The sequence below is a fragment of the Lutibacter sp. HS1-25 genome (assembly GCF_004121075.1).
In the GTDB taxonomy this organism is placed as follows: Bacteria; Bacteroidota; Bacteroidia; order Flavobacteriales; family Flavobacteriaceae; genus Lutibacter.
Map to the genome: position 1 here is coordinate 1 of NZ_RHLN01000078.1, position 2,037 is coordinate 2,037.

2 protein-coding genes are annotated in these 2,037 nt (G+C 25.6%); both read right to left on the bottom strand.

Translation table 11 applies throughout. From position 1 onward, the window contains the following. Nucleotides 1-883 precede the first annotated feature (883 nt). Nucleotides 884-1,471 (bottom strand): NUDIX domain-containing protein, encoded by a 588-nt coding sequence (locus EC396_RS12285; RefSeq protein ID WP_129366955.1) that lies wholly within the window; start codon nucleotides 1,469-1,471, stop codon nucleotides 884-886. Then, complete coding sequence (locus EC396_RS12290) at nucleotides 1,472-1,918, bottom strand: GNAT family N-acetyltransferase (RefSeq protein ID WP_129364645.1); 447 nt, start codon at nucleotides 1,916-1,918, stop codon at nucleotides 1,472-1,474. Between the last annotated feature and the right edge of the window lie 119 nt (nucleotides 1,919-2,037).

Genomic DNA, 2,037 nt, shown 5'->3' on the forward strand with positions numbered 1-2,037 from the left:
TTAATTTTATGAAAAATTGATACTTTATTTCTTAGTACACTACAAAGATAAACCAGTTATTTGAGTTAATTCACGACATAAAATGTCGTGTTAGATTTATAGATTCTTTAACAATATTTGAGCTATTTTTTATTAAAGTTATTTAATTAAATATTTTACAAATTTTATTACCTGTTAAAATCTTTTTTAAAAACAAAATGCCCGGTGTTATGAATCACCAGGCATTGAACAATTAACTTAACTCAAACTTTAATTTTATGAAAAATTGATACTTTATTTCTTAGTACACTACAAAGATAAACCAGTTATTTGAGTTAATTCACGACATAAAATGTCGTGTTAGATTTATAGATTCTTTAACAATATTTGAGCTATTTTTTATTAAAGTTATTTAATTAAATATTTTACAAATTTTTCTCCCTGTTAAAATCTTTTTTAAAAACAAAATGCCCGGTGTTATGACTCACCAGGCATTAAACAATTAACTTAACTCAAACTTTAATTTTATGAAAAATTGATACTTTATTTCTTAGTACACTACAAAGATAAACCAGTTATTTGAGTTAATTCACGACATAAAATGTCGTGTTAGATTTATAGGTTTTTTAACGGTATTTAAGCTATTTTTTATTAAAGTTATTTAACTAAATATTTTACAAATTTTTCTCCCTGTTAAAATCTTTTTTAAAAACAAAATGCCCGGTGTTATGACTCACCAGGCATTAAACAATTAACTTAACTCAAACTTTAATTTTATGAAAAATTGATACTTTATTTCTTAGTACACTACAAAGATAAACCAGTTGTTTGAGTTAATTCACGACATAAAATGTCGTGTTAGATTTATAGATTCTTTAACAAAATTTGCTTTAATTAATTTATATTAAATTTCATTAAAAATATTAATTTGGGCATATTGCAATAAAATAATGCTTTTAGCATCACAAATTTCACCCGTTGAAATCATATTTAAAGTCTGTTTAAAATCCAATTCAAGTACTTCAATTTCTTCAGTTTCTTCTTCTAAACCACCACCTTCATTAACTTTCATTTCATCACTATATTCAGCAATAAAATAATGAATTTTTTCAGTAACAGCACCTGGTGTTGAATAAATTTCAAATAGCTTTGTAGGGTTGTTAATTTTAAAACCTGTTTCTTCTTCAGCTTCTTTTTTAATACAAGTTAATGCATCATCAGCATCTAATAAACCAGCACAAACTTCAATCATCATACCGTCTAAATTCTCATTTAAATAAGTTGGCATTCTAAATTGTTTGGTTAAAATCACCGTTTTTTTTGCTAAATTATATAGTAAAATTGCAGCGCCATCACCTCGGTCATAACATTCACGACTTTGGCTTTGCCATTTACCAGTTTTAAGCTGATATTCAAAATTTACTTTGTCAAGTTGGTACCAATTATCTGAAAGTTTTTCTACACTTGTTATTTTTACTTTTGAATTGCTCATTTATATTAATTTTAGCATTGCTATATGTGGTATTCCATCTTCTAAATATTCTTCACCATTTTGAATAAATCCGTGAGATTCATAAAAAAGTTTTAAATGTTTTTGAGCTGAAATTTTAATTTCTGTTTCCTTAAAATAGGTTTCAATAGCTTCAATAGAATATTTTAAAATTACGTGTCCATAACCAAATTTACGATCATTAAAAGCTACTACAACTCTACCAATACTCGATTTTTCAAAATAATCACCAGGTTTAAAAATACGTGTATAGGCAACTAATTTTTCGTTTTTATAACCTAAAATATGAATTGCTTTTTGATCTTTATAATCTATATCTTGATAAACACAATCTTGCTCAACAACAAATACTTCACTGCGTAATTGCAATATTTCATACAATTGATTGGTTGTTAATTCAGTAAATAATTTGGTGGTAATTTGAAGCATACGTTAATCTTGTTTTATCAATTCTTTTTCATCGTCGCGCTTAAATTCGGGCTGAAAATTACAGTGATTTATTTGAAATTTATCTAGTAAAACTTGTTCAATTTTTTCGCAAATTACAT